Annotated in this window: 14 protein-coding genes; 6 read left to right on the top strand and 8 right to left on the bottom strand. The window is 70.4% G+C overall.

Translation table 11 applies throughout. The annotated features are described in order from the left end of the window. Positions 1-55: 55 nt before the first annotated feature. Both B0675_RS10835 and dacB read right to left on the bottom strand, forming a co-directional pair. A complete protein-coding gene (locus tag B0675_RS10835; protein WP_081218603.1) occupies positions 56-1,204 on the bottom strand; it encodes a zinc-dependent metalloprotease in 1,149 nt (382 codons plus the stop codon). A gap of 204 nt (positions 1,205-1,408) precedes the next feature. Then, entirely contained in the window at positions 1,409-2,965 is a 1,557-nt protein-coding gene (gene dacB / locus B0675_RS10830; RefSeq protein ID WP_081218602.1) for a D-alanyl-D-alanine carboxypeptidase/D-alanyl-D-alanine-endopeptidase, read from the bottom strand. Positions 2,966-3,044: 79 nt separating this feature from the next. Between dacB and B0675_RS10825 the strand changes: the two genes are divergently transcribed. Further along, positions 3,045-3,536 (top strand): inorganic diphosphatase, encoded by a 492-nt coding sequence (locus B0675_RS10825; RefSeq protein ID WP_081218601.1) that lies wholly within the window; start codon positions 3,045-3,047, stop codon positions 3,534-3,536. Positions 3,537-3,688: 152 nt separating this feature from the next. Next, positions 3,689-5,416, top strand: coding sequence for a threonine/serine exporter family protein (locus B0675_RS10820; protein ID WP_081218600.1), 1,728 nt, complete (start codon positions 3,689-3,691; stop codon positions 5,414-5,416). Between the two features lie 34 nt (positions 5,417-5,450). Here B0675_RS10820 and B0675_RS10815 read toward each other — a convergent pair whose 3' ends face one another. Continuing rightward, entirely contained in the window at positions 5,451-6,623 is a 1,173-nt protein-coding gene (locus B0675_RS10815) for a VTT domain-containing protein (RefSeq protein ID WP_081218599.1), read from the bottom strand. 140 nt (positions 6,624-6,763) lie between these two features. On the opposite strand from B0675_RS10815, the gene B0675_RS10810 reads away from it, so the two are divergent. Then, complete coding sequence (locus B0675_RS10810; RefSeq protein WP_081218598.1) at positions 6,764-7,129, top strand: YbjQ family protein; 366 nt, start codon at positions 6,764-6,766, stop codon at positions 7,127-7,129. Between the two features lie 108 nt (positions 7,130-7,237). Here the strand turns inward: B0675_RS10810 and B0675_RS10805 are convergent, their stop codons facing one another. Further along, entirely contained in the window at positions 7,238-8,008 is a 771-nt protein-coding gene (locus B0675_RS10805; RefSeq protein WP_081218597.1) for a MerR family transcriptional regulator, read from the bottom strand. A gap of 212 nt (positions 8,009-8,220) precedes the next feature. On the opposite strand from B0675_RS10805, the gene B0675_RS10800 reads away from it, so the two are divergent. Next, complete coding sequence (locus B0675_RS10800; RefSeq protein WP_081218596.1) at positions 8,221-9,462, top strand: ion channel protein; 1,242 nt, start codon at positions 8,221-8,223, stop codon at positions 9,460-9,462. Positions 9,463-9,543: 81 nt separating this feature from the next. Further along, entirely contained in the window at positions 9,544-10,950 is a 1,407-nt protein-coding gene (locus B0675_RS10795; protein ID WP_081218595.1) for a glutamate decarboxylase, read from the top strand. 52 nt (positions 10,951-11,002) lie between these two features. On the opposite strand, the gene B0675_RS10790 is transcribed toward B0675_RS10795, so the two are convergent. From B0675_RS10790 to B0675_RS10775, 4 genes are all read right to left on the bottom strand, one after another. After that, a complete protein-coding gene (locus tag B0675_RS10790) occupies positions 11,003-11,644 on the bottom strand; it encodes a PadR family transcriptional regulator (protein ID WP_081218594.1) in 642 nt (213 codons plus the stop codon). A 22-nt stretch (positions 11,645-11,666) separates the two neighbouring features. After that, a complete protein-coding gene (locus B0675_RS10785) occupies positions 11,667-12,215 on the bottom strand; it encodes a DinB family protein (RefSeq protein ID WP_081218593.1) in 549 nt (182 codons plus the stop codon). Positions 12,216-12,407: 192 nt separating this feature from the next. Beyond that, complete coding sequence (locus tag B0675_RS10780; protein ID WP_081218592.1) at positions 12,408-13,868, bottom strand: aldehyde dehydrogenase family protein; 1,461 nt, start codon at positions 13,866-13,868, stop codon at positions 12,408-12,410. Positions 13,869-14,003: 135 nt separating this feature from the next. Then, entirely contained in the window at positions 14,004-14,828 is an 825-nt protein-coding gene (locus tag B0675_RS10775; protein ID WP_081218591.1) for a helix-turn-helix transcriptional regulator, read from the bottom strand. 337 nt (positions 14,829-15,165) lie between these two features. Between B0675_RS10775 and B0675_RS10770 the strand changes: the two genes are divergently transcribed. Beyond that, the gene (locus B0675_RS10770; RefSeq protein WP_081221717.1) at positions 15,166-15,684 is read left to right on the top strand and encodes an ATP-binding protein; all 519 of its coding nucleotides are present in this window, start codon (positions 15,166-15,168) and stop codon (positions 15,682-15,684) included. Positions 15,685-15,734: the final 50 nt, after the last annotated feature.

The following is a 15,734-nucleotide window of genomic DNA, read 5'->3' as shown; positions in this document are numbered from 1 at the left end:
GGAGGGGCGTTTGCCTGCCGTCGGCCGGATCCGGTTCACGACCGTCCCGTAAGGTTCACGACTCCGCCTTGCGGTGCACCCGTGTGACCCAGTCCGCCGGTTTGGCGATCTCCGCCTTGGTCGGGAGGGTGTTCGGCGAGGTCCACACGCGGTTGAACCCGTCCATGCCGACCTCGTTGACGACCGCGCGGACGAAACGCTCGCCGTCGCGGTACTGCCGGAGCTTCGCGTCGAGGCCGAGCAGCTTGCGCAGGGCCAGGTCCAGGCGGGAGGCACCCTTCGCGCGCCGCTGCTGGAACTTCTCGCGGATCTCCGCGACGGAGGGGACCACCTCGGGTCCGACGCCGTCCATCACGAAGTCGGCGTGTCCCTCCAGGAGCGACATCACGGCGGTGAGCCGCCCGAGGATCTCCCGCTGGGCGGGCGTCTGCACGATTTCCACAAGGGAACGCCCGCCGTCGTCCTCCTCGGTGTCCGGGCGCGAGCCGGCGAGGGACTGCGCGGCCTCGCGGACGCGCTCCAGGACGGTCATGGGGTCGACCTCGGTCTCCCCCAAGAACGACTGGATTTCGCCCTCCAGGTGGTCGCGCAGCCAGGGCACGGCCGAGAACTGGGTGCGGTGCGTCTCCTCGTGGAGGCACACCCAGAGGCGGAAGTCGTGCGGCTGGACGTCGAGTTCACGCTCCACGTGCACGATGTTCGGGGCGACGAGCAGCAGCCTGCCACCGCCGTTGCCGGGTCCCGCGGGGCCGCCGGCGGGCAGGTCACGGGTCGCGGGCGCGAACGTCTCGTACTGCCCGAGGACCCGCGAGGACAGGAACGACAGCAGCATGCCCACCTCGACACCGGTGACCTTGCCGCCGACCGCGCCGAGGACGGCTCCGCCGGGACTGTTGCCGCGCCGCTCCTGCATCTTCCCCAGGAGGGGCTTGAGGATCTCCCGGAATCCCGCGACGTTCGCCCGCACCCATCCGGGGCGGTCGACGACGAGGACGGGGGTGTCGTGCAGGACGTCGTCACCCATGCGGGTGAAGGCCCGGACGTGCTCCTCCGAGGACTTCGCGTGCCTGCGCAGTTCCGCGACGATGGCCCTGGCCTCGTCACGGCTCACTTCGGGGCCCGGCCGCACGAGCCGGGTCGCGGTCGCCACCGCGAGGTTCCAGTCGACCATCCCAGTAGATGCAGCACCACCGATGCTCGTCATGCGTCAACCGTACGTGAGCGGGTCCGCCTGCGGTGAGGGGTACGGAGCCGGATGCGGCCGGGCGGGGGGCCGGTGGTGCCGGTGATGCCGGTGGGACGGAACGGGCCCGTCGCCCCGCGGGCGGCTCACCGTTCACGCGTCCTGTCGCCGTGACGGGCCCGTCCCTCCGCCGTGACGGGCCCCGTCCGTGCCGCCGTCCCGCGGCTACCGGCAGCCGCAGGACGCCAGTGCCGTCGCCGTGTGGTCGAGGGCGGACCGCGCGGCGAACGGGTCGGGCGGGTTCGCCTCGTCCGACGTCATGAAGGCGAAGGCGAGAAGTCGGCCGTCCGCGTCGACGACCGTTCCGGCGAGGGTGTTCACGCCCGTCAGGGTGCCGGTCTTGGCGCGGACGACGCCGGTGGCCGTGGGGGCGTCGGCGTACCGGGTGCTGAGCGTGCCGGTGAAGCCGGCGATGGGCAGCCCCGTGAGGACCGTACGGAGTTCCGGGTGGTCCGGGTCACCGGCGGCGGCCAGCAGGGCGGTGAGGAGGTCCGCGGAGAGCTTGTCGGCGCGGTTCAGACCGCTGCCGTCCGCGAAATGCGCGCCGGTGAGCGGGAGTCCGAGCTTCTTCAGGACGGCGTGGATCGCCTTCGCGTCGCCGTCGAAGCTGGGCTCCGCGCCGGTGGCGAGGGCGACCTGACGCGCCAGGGCCTCGGCGATGTCGTTGTCGCTGTTGGTCAGCATGCGCTCGACGAGCGCGGACAGCGGTGGCGAGGAGACGGCCGCGAGGGCCTTGGAGCGGCCCGTCGCCTTCGAGGGGCCCGGTGAGGTCGCGTCGATGCCGCGGGCGTGCAGCAGATCGGCGAACTTCCGCGCCGCGTCGGCCGCCGGGTCCCCGGCGCGCACGGCCGTACCGCTCGTGGAGTCGTCCCCGCGGCCCTCGTCGACCATCAGCGGGGTCACCTCGGCGATGTTCTCGTTGACCCCGATGGGGTGAAGTACGGGCCCCTTGTAGAGCGAGGTGTCGTACGAGAGCGTCACGTGGTCCATGTGACGGGACTTCAGCGCGGCGGCCGTCCGGTCGGCGAGGGTGCGCAGGCTCGCCCAGCCGTCGGTGACCTTGCGCGCGGTCAGGGTCGGGTCGCCGCCGCCGACCAGCACGACCTCCTTGGTGTCGGGCTCCAGGACCGTACGCGTCGTGATGCGGTGGTCGGGGCCGGGTGACGTGAGGGCGGCGACCGCGGTGGCGATCTTCGTGGTGGAGGCCGGGGTCTGGACCTCGTCGGCGCCCTTGCCGTAGAGCCGCTTGCCGGTCGCCACGTCGACGACGACGGCGGTGCGCCGCGCGCCGAGGACGGAGTCGTCGAGCAGGGGGTCGAGGACACTCTTGAGGGCCTTCTCGGCGGGGGCGGGCACGGTGCCCGTGGAGCGGCTCAGCCCGGCCAGGACGGTCGCGGCGCTGGGCGCGGGCCGGGGCGTCGTCGCCGCGGCACCGGCCGCGCCCGCGTGATCTGCGCCACCCTCGGGCGCCCGCGATGCGGCCCAGTCGCGCTCCGCCGTACGCTGGCCGGTGGAGTCCCAGGGACCGGCCACGGTCGCCGCACCGGCCGCGAGCGCCAGCCCCACGATGGCGGCGACCGCTGTGAGCTGCGGTGTCGTGAACCGCACGGCACGGGGCCGCACGGCTCGGGTGACCCGCGCCACATGCGGTTTCACCGTCCGCGCGACCCGCACCAGATGCGGTCTCGCGGTCCGCCAAGCCCTCAGCTCTGGCACGACCACCAGCCCCTTTCGCGATCACCCACCTGCGTGAGGGACACTTAACCACCAGAACTATGTGCTGATCATGGAGGAGCCACCGGTGGAGTTCGACGTCACGATCGAGATTCCGAAGGGTTCACGGAACAAGTACGAGGTGGACCACGAGACCGGTCGGATCCGTCTGGACCGTCGACTCTTCACCTCGACCAGCTACCCGGCCGACTACGGCTTCGTCGAGAACACCCTCGGCGAGGACGGCGACCCGCTGGACGCCCTGGTCATCCTGGACGAGCCGACGTTCCCCGGCTGCCTCATCCAGTGCCGCACGATCGGCATGTTCCGGATGACGGACGAGGCCGGCGGCGACGACAAGCTGCTGTGCGTCCCGGCGCACGACCCGCGGGTGGAGCACCTGCGCGACATCCACCACGTGTCGGAGTTCGACCGCCTGGAGATCCAGCACTTCTTCGAGGTCTACAAGGACCTCGAGCCCGGCAAGTCCGTCGAGGGCGCCGACTGGGTCGGCCGCACGGACGCCGAGGCCGAGATCGAGCGTTCCTACAAGCGCTTCAAGGAGTCGGGCGGTCACTGACCTGCCGCGGGCGGCTCCGGCCGCCCCGATTCCGAACGGGCCGTGCGATCCCTCCGGGGGCCGCGCGGCCCGTTCGCGTATCCGTACGCATACTGAGGCATACGGAGGTTAGAAGAAGATCCACAGGCAGGTGAAAGGCGAGGCGGGAGTTGGTGGCGGACCCGGAAGCGGAAGACCGCAAGCCGCAGTCGGACGAGGCGAGGAAGGCCTTCGGTCCGTCTGCCGGTCTCGCGGCGCCAGGGTCGGCGGCCGTCGACGAGGACTCGTCGATCACGTCGGAGTTCGCCCTTCCCAAGGGGCTCGCCGGCGCGCAGCAGCAGCAGTCGGCCGATTCGTCGACCACGTCCGAGTTCTCGGTCCCCCGTGGTCTCGATGTCACGCAGGCGCCGCCGGTCGAGCAGGAGGGCTCGGCGTTCAGCCTCCCCGCCACGTACAGCGCGCGGCAGGCCCCGCCGGCCTTCACCCCGCCGAACGGCATCCCCGCCGTCAGCCTGACGAAGGACGCCCCGTGGCAGGACCGGATGCGCACGATGCTGCGCATGCCGGTGACCGAACGACCGGCGCCCGAGCCCGTCCACAAGGAGGACGATTCGGGGCCGGCCGTCCCCCGCGTGCTCGACCTGACGCTGAGGATCGGCGAGCTGCTCCTCGCGGGCGGTGAGGGCGCCGAGGACGTGGAGACGGCGATGTTCGCCGTCTGCCGCTCGTACGGGCTCGACCGCTGCGAGCCGACCGTCACCTTCACGCTCCTGTCGATCTCGCACCAGCCGTCCCTGGTGGACGACCCGGTGACGGCGTCACGGACGGTCCGCCGCCGCGGCACCGACTACACCCGTCTGGCGGCCGTGTACCGGCTCGTGGACGATCTCAGCGACCCGGAGACCGCGATCTCCCTGGAGGAGGCCTACGGGCGCCTCGCGGAGATGCGCCGCAACCGGCACCCGTACCCCGGATGGGTGCTCACGGCGTCCGGCGGGCTGCTGGCCGGTGCGGCCTCCGTGCTCGTCGGCGGTGACGCGATCGTGTTCGTCGCGGCGGCGCTCGGCGCGATGCTCGGCGACCGGCTCGCGTGGCTGTGCGCCGGACGCGGACTGCCCGAGTTCTACCAGTTCACCGTCGCCGCCATGCCGCCCGCCGCGATAGGGGTGGCCCTCACGGTCGCGCACGTCGACGTGAAGGCGTCCGCGGTGATCACCGGTGGACTCTTCGCCCTGCTGCCGGGGCGGGCGCTCGTCGCGGGCGTGCAGGACGGTCTGACCGGCTTCTACATCACCGCGTCCGCGCGCCTGCTCGAAGTCATGTACTTCTTCGTCGGCATCGTCGCCGGAGTCCTCGTCGTGCTGTATTTCGGCGTGAAGCTGGGCGCCGAGCTGAACCCGGACGCGGCGCTGAACATCTCCGAACGGCCGCTGCTGCAGATCGCCGCGTCCATGCTGCTGTCGCTGACCTTCGCGGTGCTGCTCCAGCAGGAACGCTCCACCGTGCTGGCCGTGACCCTCAACGGAGGAGTGGCCTGGTCGGTGTACGGCGCGATGCACTACGCGGGGGGCATCTCCCCGGTGGCCTCCACGGCCGTCGCCGCGGGCCTGGTCGGGCTCTTCGGGCAGTTGCTCTCGCGCTACCGCTTCGCGTCGGCGCTGCCGTACACGACCGCTGCGATCGGGCCGCTGCTGCCCGGTTCGGCCACCTACTTCGGGCTGCTGTCGATCGCGCAGAACGAGGTCGACAAGGGCCTGGTCTCGCTCACGAAGGCGGCGGCCCTGGCCATGGCCATCGCGATCGGCGTGAACCTCGGTTCGGAGATCTCGCGGCTCTTCCTGCGGCTGCCGGGCGGCTCCGCCGGCGGCCGTCGGGCCGCCAAGCGGACGCGCGGATTCTGAGGTCCGCGGCCGCCGAGAGGGCGGCCGCGCGCCATCAGCTCCGGCCGCTCCCCTGGCCGTTCCCCTGGCCGTAGGGGTAACGCTCCGAGCCGTACTGCTGCTGCGAGGGGTCCTGCGGGTACGGCCGACGGCCCTGACGCGGGTCGTAGCCCTGCTGGGACTGGGGCTGCTGGGGCTGCTGGCTTCCCTGGTCGTAGCCCTGCTGGTAGCCCTGGTCGTACTGCTGCTGGTCGTAGCCGCCCTGACCCTGGCCGTACTGCTGCTGGTACGGGTCCTGGTACTGCGGCTGCTGCTGCTGCTGCTGCTGCTGCTGACCGTAGCCCTGGTTCCGGCCCGCGTACGGGTCCTGGCCGCCCTGGTGGCCGTACGGGTCGTGGCCCTGGTTCTGGTGCTGACCCTGGTGGCCGTACGAACCGTCGTGGCCGCTGTTCCCGTACGCCTGGCCGTGGCCCTGGTAGCCGTACGGGTCCTGGCCCTCCTGGACCGGCGGCACGCGCAGCGGACGGGTCGCGTCGTCCATGACGGGCGCGGCGGGGCGGGTGTGGGCGGCCGGGGGCAGGTCCTGGGCCGGCGGCTGCGGGTTCTTCTTGGCCTTGGACCGGGCGCGCAGGAACTCGATGGCGATCGGGACGACCGACACGAGGACGATCAGGATCAGGATCGCCTCGATGTTCTTGTGCACGAACTCGATGTTGCCGAGCCAGGAACCGAGCAGGGTGACGCCCGCTCCCCACAGGACGCCGCCGATGATGTTGAACGTGATGAAGGAGCGGTACCTCATGCCGCTGACGCCGGCGATGATCGGCGTGAACGTGCGCACGATGGGCACGAAACGGGCCAGCACCAGGGACTTGGGCCCGTACTTCTCGAAGAACTCGTGGGCCTTCACCACGTTCTCCTGCTTGAACAGGCGGGAGTCCGGGCGGGTGAACAGGGAGGGGCCGACCTTCTTGCCGAACAGGTAGCCCGCCTGGTCGCCGAGGATCGCCGCGACGCAGATCAGCAGGATCGCCGCCCACAGCGGGAAGTCCAGGGTGCCCGCCGTGATCAGCAGACCGCAGGTGAACAGCAGCGAGTCGCCCGGCAGGAAGAAGCCGATGAGCAGACCGGACTCGGCGAAGACGATGAGCAGCAGGCCCCAGATGCCGAAGTTGTCCAGGAGCGTGTTCGGATCCAGCCAGCTTGGACCGAGGGCAAGCGTCGTCACGGTTCCGGGCTCCTGAGGGGTGAAGGGAGGTGCGGCGGTCCTGTTCGGCCGACCAAAGCTATCAACGCAATGGGTCCACCCCAGGTTCCACCCGTGGCTCCAGGATGCACTGTGGGCCGACTGGGACAAAGCTGTGAGCCATGGGCATCGAAGAATACGGAGGCGGCCAGGGTCCGCAGTCGGACGTTCTGGTCGTGACGACGAACGACGTACCCGGATACCGCGTCGAGCGGGTCATCGGTGAGGTGTTCGGCCTCACCGTGCGCTCGCGTCATCTGGGCAGCCAGATCGGCGCGGGTCTGAAGTCGATGATCGGCGGTGAGCTCAAGGGGCTCACCAAGACGCTGGTCGAGACGAGGAACCAGGCCATGGAACGGCTCGTCGAGCAGGCACGCACGCGTGGCGGCAACGGCGTCCTGATGTTCCGCTTCGACGTGAGCGAGGCGGCGGACGTCGGCACGGAGGTGTGCGCGTACGGGACGGCCGTGGTCCTCGTGAAGGAGTAGCGCGAACGGCCCGTGCGGGCCGGCACGGTAAGGGGCGGCCGCCATGGGCGGACGCCCCTTACTCCTCTGTCTACGGCCGGTGAGCGCCCGTGGGTGGGCGGCCGGTCCTCACGCGCCGGCCCGGGCCGCGTTCGCCGCGATCGCGTCCCTCAGGTGTTCGGCCAGTCCCGGCCGCATGGAGTCGTAGAACTCCTTGAACCGCTCGTCGGCGACGTACATGTCGCCGAGTCCTCGGTGGATCGCGTGGGTGCAGTCGTAGAACCACCGGGTGATGTGCTGCCGGTGCTCCTCGGCCAGGTCCATGGCCCGCTCGCCGTCCGGCGGGTCACCGGCCTCCATGAGGGCGGCGTACCGCTCGCCCCACGACGCCGCCTCCGCCTGCATCCGCTTCCAGTCGTCCTTGGTGTAGCGGGCCGCACGGCGCTGCGACTCGGCGTAGGTGTCCGTCCCTCCCCAGCGGCGTTCGGCCTCCTCCGCGTGTGCCTCGGGGTCCTTGTCCCCGAAGACCTCGAACTTCTCCTCGGGCGTGAGGTTGATGCCCATCGTGCGTGCCTCCATGGCGTGCTCCACGGCCGCCGCCATCTTCTGCAGTTTCTCGATCCGGGCGGTGAGCAGGTCGTGCTGACGGCGCAGGTGTGTGCGCGGGTCGGCCTTCCCGGTCGCCTGGTCGTCGAGCAGGGCGGCGACCTCGTCGAGCGGGAAGCCGAGCTCGCGGTAGAACAGGATCTGCTGCAGCCGGTCGAGGTCGGCGTCGTCGTAGCGCCGGTGCCCCGCGTGGCTGCGCCCGCCGGGTGCGAGCAGGCCGATCTCGTCGTAGTGGTGCAGCGTGCGCACCGTGATCCCGGCGAAACCGGCGACCTGACCCACTGAGTAGCTCAACGTCCGCTCCTTCCTCGGTACGCGCTTCACGATGGGTCCTCACGCCACGTGAGGTGCAAGTCCCGGCCCGCCGTCCGGCCCGGGACGTCCCCGCGCGGCCTCTCCCCCGCCGGACTCCGGCGGCCGCTCGGGATGTTATGTCCGTTTCGCACACTTAGGGTGAGCCCGTGACCGACGAAGCGGCTCCGCCGGGGCCGGCCCCCTCCGGGGCGATGCGCGCACGGACCCTGCTGCCGCTGTTTCTTCCTGCCGTGGTCGTCGGCGCGGTCGCCAGCCTCCTCTTCATCGGCGTGAGCGAGCTGGCCGAACAGCTCAAGGACGTGCTGTGGACCACTCTCCCGGACGCGCTCGGCATCGGCGGCTACTCCTCCCTGTGGATGGTCGTCATGCTCACCGCCACCGGTGTCCTGGTCGGTCTGGTGGTGTGGAAGGCGCCGGGACACGCGGGCCCCGACCCGGCCACCCTGGGGCTCCAGGCCTCGCCGATGGCCCTCGTGATCCTCCCGGGGCTCCTCGTGGCGACCGCGCTGATGCTGGCCGGCGGTCCGAGCCTCGGCCCCGAGAACCCGATCATCGCGGTCAACGTGGCACTGGCGTTCTGGGCGGGCCGCAGGTTCGCGCCCGCCGCCCCCGGCGAGGTGTGGGTGACCCTGGCCGAGGCCGCGACCATCGGCGCCCTGTTCGGTACGCCGGTGGCGGCGGCGCTGGTCATCTCCGAGGCGCTCGCCGGGCGCCAGGTGAGGGGCAGGCTGTGGGACAACCTCTTCGCCCCGCTGACGGCGGCTTCGGTGGGGTCGATGACCACGGCGCTGCTCGGCCATTCGAGCTTCGACCTCGATCTGCCCCCGCTCGGCGATCCGGGCTGGGCCGACGTCCTGTCCGCGCTGGTGATCGCCTCCGCGGCGGCCGTGCTGGGCATGGCCGCGGTCTACGTCTTCCCCTACGTCCACAAGGTCTTCTCGCGTCTGCGTCACCCCATGGTGGCGCTTCCCGTCGGCGGGCTCGTCCTCGGCCTGCTCGGCTGTCTGGGCGGCTCCCTGACGCTGTTCAAGGGCCTGGACCAGGTCGCCGAGCTGGCCAGGAACCCCGACGGCTACTCGGCGGGCCGGCTCGCGCTGATGACCGTGGTGAAGCTGGCCGCGCTGGTGATCGCGGCGTCCTGCGGCTTCCGCGGCGGCCGCATCTTCCCGGCCGTCTTCGCCGGCGCCGCGTTCGGTCTGTGCGCCCACGCACTCGTGCCATCGGTCCCGGCCTCACTGGGACTGGCCGCCGGAGTCCTGGGCACGCTCCTCGCGATCACCCGGCAGGGCTGGGTGAGCCTGTTCACCGCCGCCGTCCTGGTGTCCTCTCCCTCGATCATCGCCCTCCTGTGCATCGCCTCCCTGCCGGCCTGGCTGCTGGTGACGGGCCGGCCCCAGATGCAGCTGCGCGAGGACGGGACCGCGATCCGATGACCCGATCCGTGAACCGCGGGAGTGCCCGCATCCGATGAACGAAGGGGACACTCCGTCCCGCAGACCGATGGGAGAAGACCCATGGCGCTCCACAAGGGCCACCAGGCACACGAAGAGAGCCCGATGTCCGTCAACCCGTTCTACGGGGAGACCAACCCGGTCAGCGGCATGGTCGAGGCGCCGCCGAAGCACCGCCTCCCGGACGGCCCGCTGCCGCCCACCACGGCACTCCAGATCGTGCACGACGAGCTGATGCTGGACGGGAACTCCCGGCTGAACCTCGCCACCTTCGTCACCACCTGGATGGAACCGCAGGCGGGGATGCTGATGGCGGAGTGCCGCGACAAGAACATGATCGACAAGGACGAGTACCCGCGCACGGCCGAGCTGGAGCGGCGTTGTGTGGCGATGCTCGCCGAGCTGTGGCACGCGCCGGACCCCTCGGCGACGGTCGGCTGTTCGACGACCGGGTCGAGCGAGGCGTGCATGCTCGCCGGCATGGCGCTGAAGCGGCGCTGGACGCAGCGCAACGCCGACCGCTACCCCGGCGCGCGGCCCAACCTGGTGATGGGGGTGAACGTCCAGGTCTGCTGGGACAAGTTCTGCAACTTCTGGGAGGTCGAGGCCCGGCAGGTCCCCATGGAGGGCGACCGGTTCCATCTCGACCCCCAGGCGGCGGCCGAGCTGTGCGACGAGAACACCATCGGGGTCGTCGGCATCCTCGGCTCCACCTTCGACGGGTCGTACGAGCCGATCCAGGAGCTGTGCGAGGCGCTGGACGCCCTCCAGGAGCGCACGGGCCTCGACATCCCCGTCCATGTCGACGGCGCGTCCGGCGCGATGGTGGCGCCCTTCATCGACGAGGACCTCGTATGGGACTTCCGGCTGCCGCGGGTGGCGTCGATCAACACCTCGGGCCACAAGTACGGCCTGGTGTACCCGGGCGTCGGCTGGGCGCTCTGGCGGACCCCCGAGGACCTGCCCGAGGAGCTGGTGTTCCGGGTGAACTACCTGGGTGGCGACATGCCGACCTTCGCGCTCAACTTCTCGCGCCCCGGAGCGCAGGTCGCCGCGCAGTACTACACGTTCCTGCGGCTGGGCCGCGAGGGGTTCCGGACGGTGCAGCAGACGACCCGTGACGTGGCACGAGGTCTGGCCGAACGGGTCGACTGCCTGGGCGACTTCCGGCTCATCACCCGGGGCGACGAACTGCCGGTGTTCGCCTTCACGACGACGCCGGACATCACCTCGTACGACGTGTTCGACGTGTCCCGGCGGATGCGCGAGAGCGGCTGGCTGATCCCGGCGTACACGTTCCCCGAGAACCGGCAGGACCTGTCGGTGCTGCGGGTGGTGTGCCGCAACGGCTTCACCTCCGACCTGGCCGAGCTGTTCATCGACGACCTGAAGCGGCTGCTGCCCGAACTGCGCGCCCAGTCCGCCCCGTTGACCCGGGACAAGAGCGCGGCGACCAGCTTCCACCACTAGAGCGGACACGTCCGCGCCGACCGCGCTCACCCGGTGGCGCGGTCGTGACGGGTCAGCGGGTGTCCTCCGGGTGCCGCTCGCCCGTCGCGTACGGGTTCTCCTCGCCCTCCGCGAGGACCCCGACGAACGGCGCGCCCTCCCCGGCGAAGGTGTACGCGCCGGCCTCGACGCGGGAGATCAGGCCGCGGGTCCACGCCGCGTCGGCATCGGCGGAGTGGACCCACAGGTTCATGATCTCGCCGATGTGGCCGAGCTGTTCCGGGCCGTCCTCGGGCACGTAGTGCCCGGTCACCGCCGCCCGCCACTCCTCGATCTTGCCGATCCGCTCCTTCAGGAGGGACAGGGCCTCCTCGCGCGGGAGGTCGACCATGAAGCCGATTCCCGCCGACCGCACGTCCATCTTCTGGTCGTACGCCGTCAGGGACGCCCGCAGCAGCGCCAGGAACTCCGCGGTGCCGCTGTCCGTGATCTCGTACTCGGTGCGGGGCGGGCCGCCGGCCGTGGACGGCGCGATCTCGTGGGCGTGCAGCAAGCCCTGCTTGGCCATCTGCTTGAGCGCGTGGTAGATCGAGCCGGGCTTGGCGTTGGACCACTCGTGCGCGCCCCAGTACTCCAGGTCGTTGCGCACCTGATAGCCGTGTGCCCGCCCGTGCTGGCGTACCGCGCCGAGCACGAGGAGACGGATCGCTGACATGCCGCCCAGCCTAGGCGCGGTGTCAGCCCCAGGAGGTGCCCCGTTCCTGTGCGACCAGTTCGAAGGCCGTCTTCCCGTCCAGCGACTCGCGGATGATGTCGGCGTGGCCCGCGTGCCGGGCCGTCTCGCGGATCAGGTGGAGGGCCACCCAGCGCATCGACACCCGCCCCTCGGGCGGGAACCAGGGGTCGGCCGGGAGGGCGAAGGTCTCGTCGAGGCTCGGCACCGAGCGCAGGAACGCGTCGGTCTCGGCGGCGACCTTCTCCCAGTACGCGAGCTGGGAGGCCACGGTCTCGCCCTCGACCAGCACGAAGCACTCGTGCCAGTTCGACTCGTCCCGCCGCACGGCGGGCGCCTCGCCCCGGGCACGGGCGATCCACCCCTGCTCGACCTCGGCGACGTGCTTGAGCAGCCCGGACAGGGACAGTTCGCTCGCGCTCGGCCGGCTCGCGGCCTGCTCCTCGGTGAGTCCGAGCAGCGCCCGGCGGACACCGCCCCGCTGCTCCTCGATGAAGGCGAGCAGCGCACCGCGCTCGTCGCCCCGTTCCTCGGCTCCCACGTGCGTGACCATGAACGGCCCCTCTCGTCCCGTCGGGTCCTTCTGCCTGACACCGATGGACGCTACGGGCCCTTGCGGTCAGGTTCTGTCCGCAAGGGCCCGGGTGCGCGAGAAGGGGGCGGGGACCGTCTCGGCGGTCGCGAGGGGACGTTCCGGTCCGGCTGCCGAAGGCCGTCGGAAGCCGCCGGAAGGCGTCAGGAGCCGTCAGAAGGGGAAGCGGCTGCGACCGTGCTGCACGGAGATCCACTTCGTGGTGGTGAACGCGTCGACCGTCGTCTCGCCGTTCAGGCGGCCGATGCCGGAGTGCTTCTCGCCGCCGAACGGGACGAGGGGCTCGTCGTGGACGGTGCCGTCGTTCACGTGGAACATGCCGGTGTCGATCTGCTTGGCGAAGTTCACGCCGCGCTCGACGTCGGCGGTGTGCACGGCGCCGGACAGTCCGTAGGGGGTGTCGTTGACGAGGCGGACGGCCTCCTCCTCGCCGTCGAAGGGAACGAGGAAGACGACCGGCCCGAAGACCTCCTGGCGGAGCAGGGCGGAGTCGGCGGGCAGGCCGGTCAGGACGGAGGGCTCGACCAGGTTGTCGGTGGTCGTGCCGTGCACCAGGGCGGTGGCGCCCTCGGCGATCGCCTGCTCGACGGTGGCCGAAAGGGAGTCCGCCTGCGAGGAGTTGATGACGGGGCCGATCACCGTCTGCGGGTCGCCGGGGTCACCGGCCTTCAGCGTCCGTACCTTGGCGACGAACTTCTCGGTGAACTCCGCCTCGACGGAGCGGTCCACGAGGACACGGTTCGCGGCCATGCACACCTGGCCCTGGTGGACGTAACGGCTGAAGACGGCGGCGTCGACCGCGTAGTCGACGTCCGCGTCGTCCAGCACCACCAGGGCGCTGTTGCCGCCCAGTTCGAGGACCGAGCGCTTGAAGTGCGCGGCGCAGACCGTGGCGACGTGCCGGCCGACCTTGTCGGAGCCCGTGAAGGAGATGACCTTCGGCACCGGGTGCTCGATGAAGGCGTCGCCTATCTCGGCTATGTCGGTGATGACGACGTTCAGCAGACCTCCCGGCAGCCCCGCGTCCTCGAAGATCTTCGCGACCAGGGAGCCGCCGACGATCGGCGTGTTCTGGTGCGGCTTGAGGACCACGCCGTTGCCGAGCGCGAGGGCGGGGGCGACGGACTTGACCGACAGCAGGAAGGGGAAGTTGAAGGGGCTGATGACACCCACGACGCCGACCGGGACACGGTAGAGGCGGTTCTCCTTGCCGTCGACCGGCGAGGGGATGATCTTCCCCTCGGGACGCAGCGCCAACTGGACCGACTCGCGCAGGAACTCCCGGACGAGGTGCAGCTCGAACGCGGCCTTGAGACGGGTGCCGCCCAGTTCCGCGATGATCACCTCGGTGATCTCGGCCTCACGCTCGTCGATGAGGGCGAGGGCCTTCTCGAAGACGGCACGGCGCGCGTACGGGTTGGTGGCGCCCCATTCCTTCTGGGCGCGTTCGGCGGCACGGTAGGCGTCGTCCACCTCCTCCACCGTGGCGATGGTGATCGAGGCCAGCTTCTCGCCGTCGTACGGGTTGAAGTCGATGATGTCCCAGGAGCCGGTGCCCGGGCGCCACTCGCCGTCGATGTACTGCTGGGCCAGGTCGGTGAAGTAGGACGACATGCGCTCCCTCAATCCCTGTGCTGCCGAGGCAGGCTCCTGGCCCGGGGCAGCGGACATCCGATCACGGTCTGATCACACGTCATCGTACTTGTGTTTCAAGGGAGTTGAAGGTGACCTGGCAAGTCCGGGCAGCGATCAGGAGAGCTGGAGGAGACCCCGGAGCAGGTCACGGCTCTCGGACGGCCCGGGGCTGTCCTGCTGGAGCTCCTTGAGCGCGCTCTCGTACTGCGTGACGTCCTCGCGCTTGTCCAGGTAGAGCGCGCTGGTCAGCTGCTCCAGATAGACCACGTCCGAGAGGTCGGACTCCGGGAAGCTGAGGAGGGTGAAGGAGCCGCTCTCGCCGGAGTGCCCGCCGAAGCTGAACGGCATCACCTGGAGCCGGACGTTGGGCTGTTCCGACACGTCGATCAGGTGCTGGAGCTGTCCGCGCATCACCTCGCGGTCACCGTACGGACGGCGCAGCGCGGCCTCGTCGAGGACGATGTGGAACTCCGGGGCGTTCGCGGCGAGGAGGTACTTCTGCCGCTCCAGACGCAGCGCGACACGACGGTCGACGTCGGCGGCGGAGGCGCCCTTCATGCCCCGCCGGACCACCGCGTGGGCGTACGCCTCGGTCTGCAACAGGCCGTGCACGAACTGGACTTCGTAGACACGGATCAGGTGGGCGGCGCCTTCGAGGCCCACATAGGTGGGGAACCAGCTCGGCAGGACGTCGGAGTAACTGTGCCACCAGCCCGCGACGTTGGCCTCCTTGGCGAGCGAGACCAGGGAGGTGCGCTCCGCCTCGTCGGTGATGCCGTAGAGCGTCAGCAGATCCTCGACGTCGCGCGTCTTGAAGCTCACCCGTCCCAACTCCATGCGGCTGATCTTCGATTCGGAGGCGCGGATCGAGTAGCCGGCCGCTTCGCGGGTGATGCCACGCGCCTCACGCAGGCGCCGCAGATGTGACCCCAGCAGCATGCGCCGCACCACCGAGCCGCTCGACTCACCAGCGCTCACGTTCGTCCGCCTCCCCAACCGTCTTCCAGACGCCGCAGTCTGCCACTAAAACACTTCAAGCAGTACTCGTTCGGTTACGGAAACGGAAAGGAGCCAAAGGAGGCGCGCAGTAACAGATCAACAGACCGTCAACAACGGGAATATCTCGCCAGAATAAATGCGTAGGAATCAGGAGAGGAAGGTCCAATCCGGTCGCGTGCACGTGCATCTGCCCTTGCATCTGCTGTACGCATTCGGAACCATGGTCCCCGCGCCACCGCTGCATCGCAACGACCGCGAACACCCGGGAGTGCCTCGCATGGGGACGAATGGATCGACCATGCTCGAACCCTTACGGCAGGGACTTCCGCCTCTCGATCCCGCGGCCGTGTGCAGCGCCGCCTCGTGCGCCCTGCCCGCCCGTTTCGAGGCGGTCCGTGAGGCGCGGCAGTTCACCCGCAGGACACTGGACCAGTGGGACATCGGCGAGCGGTTCGACGACGTCTGCCTGGTCGTCTCCGAACTCGTCACCAACGCACTGCGGCACGCGCTGCCCTCGGACACCCCGCGGGACGACCAAGGGCCGCCCGTGCGGCTGCACTTGATGCGCTGGACCTCACGACTGGTGTGCGCGGTGCGGGACCCGAGCCACGAGAGTCCGGCCGCCGGCGACTCGGACGACTTCTCCGCCGAGTCCGGCCGCGGCCTCTTCCTCGTCGACTCCTTCGCCGACGGCTGGGGCTGGCACCCGCTCGCCGGAACACTCAGCGGCAAGGTGGTGTGGGCGCTGTTCCGGCTGCCGCCGCAACCGGCGCCGACCGCTCCCCCCTGCGCATGAAGAACCGCGGCGCCCTTCGGCGCCGCGGTTTCTACGCGCGTCACGGAACG

The sequence above is a fragment of the Streptomyces sp. M41(2017) genome (assembly GCF_002078175.1).
Classification (GTDB): Bacteria; Actinomycetota; Actinomycetes; order Streptomycetales; family Streptomycetaceae; genus Streptomyces.
This window is presented reverse-complemented; position numbering and strand designations above follow the sequence as displayed.

Bases quoted from the DNA above. Each gene is read 5' to 3' on its own strand.
- B0675_RS10835 (WP_081218603.1), bottom strand. From the start codon at position 1,204: ATGACGAGCATCGGTGGTGCTGCATCTACTGGGATGGTCGACTGGAAC.
- B0675_RS10770 (WP_081221717.1), top strand. From the start codon at position 15,166: ATGGGGACGAATGGATCGACCATGCTCGAACCCTTACGGCAGGGACTT.
- B0675_RS10810 (WP_081218598.1), top strand. From the start codon at position 6,764: ATGGGCATCGAAGAATACGGAGGCGGCCAGGGTCCGCAGTCGGACGTT.
- B0675_RS10800 (WP_081218596.1), top strand. From the start codon at position 8,221: ATGCGCGCACGGACCCTGCTGCCGCTGTTTCTTCCTGCCGTGGTCGTC.
- B0675_RS10790 (WP_081218594.1), bottom strand. From the start codon at position 11,644: ATGTCAGCGATCCGTCTCCTCGTGCTCGGCGCGGTACGCCAGCACGGG.
- B0675_RS10780 (WP_081218592.1), bottom strand. From the start codon at position 13,868: ATGTCGTCCTACTTCACCGACCTGGCCCAGCAGTACATCGACGGCGAG.
- B0675_RS10775 (WP_081218591.1), bottom strand. From the start codon at position 14,828: ATGCTGCTGGGGTCACATCTGCGGCGCCTGCGTGAGGCGCGTGGCATC.
- B0675_RS10785 (WP_081218593.1), bottom strand. From the start codon at position 12,215: ATGGTCACGCACGTGGGAGCCGAGGAACGGGGCGACGAGCGCGGTGCG.
- B0675_RS10795 (WP_081218595.1), top strand. From the start codon at position 9,544: ATGGCGCTCCACAAGGGCCACCAGGCACACGAAGAGAGCCCGATGTCC.